The sequence below is a fragment of the Halorubrum sp. genome, assembly GCF_046498025.1.
In the GTDB taxonomy this organism is placed as follows: domain Archaea; phylum Halobacteriota; class Halobacteria; order Halobacteriales; family Haloferacaceae; genus Halorubrum.
The window spans coordinates 1-4,163 of the sequence record NZ_JAWOBM010000065.1; the positions used below are offsets into that span (position 1 = coordinate 1).

Below are 4,163 nucleotides of genomic sequence, written 5' to 3' on the forward strand. Positions count from 1 at the left end.
GTGAGCTCGTCGTCGTCGCCCGCGAGCAGGTAGGCGTACAGCTCGTAGACGGGGCACTCGTCGGCCTCGCCGCCGAGCTCGCGCTGCTCTTCGGCGGTGTCGCGGCCGCCGGTGGTCGCGGCCTTCACCTTGTCGTAGCCGTCCTCGGGGTCGTCGAGCAGGGAGATGTGGCTCGCCGGGACCGACGAGGACATCTTCCCGCCGGTGAGCCCGGTCATGAACCGGTGGTAGATCGAGGAGGGCTGCCGGAAGCCGAACCCGTCGTTGTCGATCTCGACCTCCCGCGCCAGCGACTCCGCCTCGCCGCGGGTGAGATCGAAGGCGTCGACGTGGCCCTCGAACACGCGCTTCTCGCCGTCGACCGCCTCGATCAGCGCCTCGAACGCCTCGTCGGTGGCGTTGCGGTCGAAGAAGCGCACGCGGGGACGGAGCGGCTCCTTGCCGCCCGCGCGGAGCTTGTCGAGGGCGGTCGGCTTGGCCGCGGCGAGGTCGGGGCCGTCGTCGGCGTCCCCCTCGGCATCGCTCGCCCCTGACTCCGGCGGCTCGTAGTCGGCGAGCCACTCGGCCGCGTCCTCGCAGCGCACGTCGGTCTCGGCGTCGTCGACCGCCCCGCTTCCCGCCGCGAGCGCGTCGTAGGCGGCCCGGACGAGCTGTCGCTCGGCGTCGTCGAGCTCGAAGCTCGCGAACGCCTCGGTCACCTTGAAGTAGCGCACGCGGGTCGCCAGGTCCCGGGTGAGCCGGACGTGCGGGTCCTGGTCCGGGCCGACGGGGATGACGGTGGGTTTCGGCTCGTCGACGAGCTGCGGGTAGAGGATGTCGGCGGTCTGTGTGACCACGCTCTGCATGTGTGAGATGTTGGTCTCGCCGTCGAAGCCGTAGATCGCCTCGAACTCCGAGAAGTTCGCCTTCGAGCCCAGTTCGAAGGCGAGGTCCTGGACCGCGCGGTTGTCCGACTGGCGGTACAGCTCGCCCGCCTCGGCGTCGAAGCCCAGCGCGAGGAGGCTCAGGAGGTAGTTGCGCGCGTGCTCGTCGATCTCGTTCCAGGACATCCCCCGCGCGGAGTGGGCCTCGAGGTCGGCGATCAGGCCGAAGGCGTCCCCGCCCTGCTGCTGGTGCCAGATGATCTCGTCGAAGACGAGCTTGTGGCCGATGTGCGGGTCGCCGGTGGGCATGAACCCGGAGAGCGCGGCGAACGGCTCGTCGTTCGCCATCGCCTCGGCGACGGCGTCGTACTCGCGGTGCCCGAAGATGACGCCCCGGCGCATCAGGTAGTGCGGGTCGGTCACGTCGTCGGCGACGTCGTCGAACGCCTCGATGCCGAACTCCTCGAAGAGGTCCGCGTAGTCGCCGACCGACGCCGACCCCCACGGGTCGAGCGCGACGTCCTCGGTCGGTCCGTCCGCGCGCTCCGTCCCGCCGTCGGTGCGGGGCGATCCCGCGGGCTCCTCGGGGGGACCGCCCGCCGACGGCCCCGTCTCCTCGGGGATGTCCTCGTCCATACCTCCCCTCCCGTCGGTCGACGCAAAAACCGTTCGCTTGCGCGTGAGGACGTGGCACGCGAGGTCGGGTACCGGGGCGGCGACGATACCGGTGCGGCGGCTGCCGCCGCGTCAGGGTAGGTCCAGCAGCTTTGACAGCTCCCCCGCCCATGAACAGCCACAATTCCGATGACACCGACACCGACCTCCGCTTTCGTCCCGAGGTTCTGAGCCGTCTCTACGACGCCCCGTGGTCAGTTGAGAGCGGTCGGGCGCGGTCAACCGTCGGGCCTTCGACGACTCAGTACGGTCGGCATGAGCGGTTGTCCGAAATCCTCGACAGACAAGAAGTTAACACATATATCCGACACCCGTGTACTCCCATTTTGTATGCGATTCTGTGACGAGTGCGGTTCGATGATGCACACGGAGGGCGACACGTGGGTGTGTCGCTCCTGTGCGAACGAGGAGCCGCGGGACTCGCAAGCAGAATCGGCGATGACGACCCAGGACGGACAGCGGGACGACGGGGCACCCGCCGTGGCCGACGCGACCCGGGGCTCCACCGAGACGATGCAAGAGCCCTGCCCGGCGGACGACTGCGACAGCGACCGGGCCTACTACGAGATGATGCCGAAGCCGGGCGGCTCCTACGAGGTCCGACTGTTCACCTGCGTCGAGTGCGGCCACAAGTGGCGCGAGTCCTGACGGCGCGTCTCGCGAACCCCGCCGCCTCGATTATCGGTGGACACACGCTCTCTCCAGAAACGGAACCGAAGACCGGGCGGTGTTCGGACTCCTCAATAGTCCAACACACTCGATTCACGGGCTCAGCGAGCAGCTGGTTCGACGTCGCCGACACGAAGGAGAAGAGGCCGCCGCGCTGCATGGAACCGCCGTTTCTCGCACGGCGTTCTTCGCTGGACCTCGGCAGGTGGCTCAGGCGCTACTGGATACAGTGCGTGTATCGATCGAGCACAGAAGTAGACGGACAGGCCACGTCAGAACGTGTCAGTACGAATTTATTATATCAGCCGTCGTCTACACAGTCGGCAACCATGCCTGATGCACAATGGCCTCAATTACGAAACAACAGAAACGGACGGCGACAGAGACGCCCTCTCGGCGCTCGACGGAACGTGAGACCGTCCGGAGCTTCCTCACGGCGATCGCACTGCTCGGAATCTCGACCTTCGGCGCTCTGCTGATCATAGAGGGGTTCAGTCGACTGCAGCCGCTCGTGGGACTCGGCGACAGCTTCGCGCTGACCTTCCTTATCGGCGGGTCGCTCGCCACGCTCTGGCTCGCCGTCGTCGGCGTCGCCTACCTCCGGTTCAGACCGGTAGCGATCGAGTATGATCTCCGACGGCCGACGCTGCGGGACGGCGGCTGGATCCTCGCCGGCCTGGCCGCGATCATCGTCGTGTCGCTCCTCACCGAGGTCGTCGTGAGCCTGTTCGGATCCGGATCCGCGACGAACATCTCGAACGCGGCGGCGGTCGAGAACCCCGTCTTCGTCTACTCGGTGTTCATCGTCGCCAACCTCCTGTTCATCGCGCCGGTCGAGGAGTTCCTGTTCCGCGGCGTCATCCAGGGCCGTCTCCGCGAATCGGTCGGGGCGATCACCGCGATCTCCGTCACCTCGATCGGATTCGGTCTCACGCACATCCCGAGTTACTGGTTCGGTGGTTCGGATCTCCTCTCCGTCGGTGTCTGGGGGGCTGTGCTGGGCATCTCGGCGACCGGGTTCATCCTCGGCTACGTCTACGAACGGACGAACAGCCTGCTGACGGTGAGTCTCATCCACGGGCTCATCAACGCTATCGGGATCGGACTCGCCCTGCTCGCGTTCCTCTGAACGCACCGACCGGACGCCCGAACGTTTCGCTCCGGTCTCTGAGAGCGCCACTCCCATCGACCCCGTCGGACCGGAAAATATCCAACGAGCCACCGTTACCCCCTCCACCGTAGGGTATCGCACGAGCGAACAGCCATACTTCACACGTCGCTTCTGACAGAATTTGAAGAGGTGTCGTAGGCGCCGCTGAATACGCGGCGCGAATGTGGCACAAACCGAGGTCGGTCTACGGGAGGGAGTAATCCGTCAGCAAACACTGCGAACCGACAGACTACCGGACAAATACACTGCACCTCGCTCCGAGGTAGGCGCGTACGTTACCAGATGATTTGCTATGAAATTCATAATGTATCAGCAGGAGATGAATCTGTGAGGATTTATCAAGCCAGATTATTATGTAGTCTCATGGGAATTTCAGATGTACTTGAAGGTGAGATGACAACAAAACAAATGGGAGTTATAATGATTCTCTACATGGTGGGTCTGGCGGTTTTCGGGGTGCTGGCTGTTATCGTGATACACGGTCTTGGATGGCAGTGGCTGTAGAGAATCGATGTAAGGCGGCGACGGACGATTGTCGAATCAAAAACTTAAATACAAGATCAGCGATACCCAATGTCGAATCTACTCCGATCAATAAGCAAGCGCATTCTATCGGCTGATTCGGGATTTAGATGGAGAACATAACGCAGTTCCCGCGATGACTACAATCTCTGGGCCTTGTTTAGACGCCAGCGTTCAGCGGTGTGCCCCCTCGATCGCGCGTTCAATGTTTCGCACCGCTGATTTCATGACAAGTTCGCGGAATTGACCGAACCACGTTCTCG

Annotated in this window: 4 protein-coding genes; 3 read left to right on the top strand and 1 reads right to left on the bottom strand. The window is 63.9% G+C overall.

Annotated features, from left to right (window positions below):
• A partial coding sequence (locus R6U01_RS12120; protein ID WP_410286711.1) for a tryptophan--tRNA ligase occupies positions 1-1,499 on the bottom strand: 1,499 nt, incomplete at its 3' end.
• Positions 1,500-1,868: 369 nt separating this feature from the next.
• Between R6U01_RS12120 and R6U01_RS12125 the strand changes: the two genes are divergently transcribed.
• The 3 genes from R6U01_RS12125 to R6U01_RS12135 all read left to right on the top strand — a co-directional run bounded on the left by R6U01_RS12125 (position 1,869) and on the right by R6U01_RS12135 (position 3,882).
• Complete coding sequence (locus R6U01_RS12125; RefSeq protein ID WP_410286712.1) at positions 1,869-2,186, top strand: RPA12/RPB9/RPC11 RNA polymerase family protein; 318 nt, start codon at positions 1,869-1,871, stop codon at positions 2,184-2,186.
• Between the two features lie 364 nt (positions 2,187-2,550).
• Positions 2,551-3,336 (top strand): CPBP family intramembrane glutamic endopeptidase, encoded by a 786-nt coding sequence (locus R6U01_RS12130; RefSeq protein WP_410286713.1) that lies wholly within the window; start codon positions 2,551-2,553, stop codon positions 3,334-3,336.
• A 405-nt stretch (positions 3,337-3,741) separates the two neighbouring features.
• Positions 3,742-3,882: a hypothetical protein gene (locus tag R6U01_RS12135; RefSeq protein WP_410286714.1), complete on the top strand. Its 141-nt coding sequence runs from the start codon at positions 3,742-3,744 to the stop codon at positions 3,880-3,882.
• Positions 3,883-4,163: the final 281 nt, after the last annotated feature.

Bases quoted from the DNA above. Each gene is read 5' to 3' on its own strand.
- R6U01_RS12125 (WP_410286712.1), top strand. From the start codon at position 1,869: ATGCGATTCTGTGACGAGTGCGGTTCGATGATGCACACGGAGGGCGAC.
- R6U01_RS12130 (WP_410286713.1), top strand. From the start codon at position 2,551: ATGGCCTCAATTACGAAACAACAGAAACGGACGGCGACAGAGACGCCC.
- R6U01_RS12135 (WP_410286714.1), top strand. From the start codon at position 3,742: ATGGGAATTTCAGATGTACTTGAAGGTGAGATGACAACAAAACAAATG.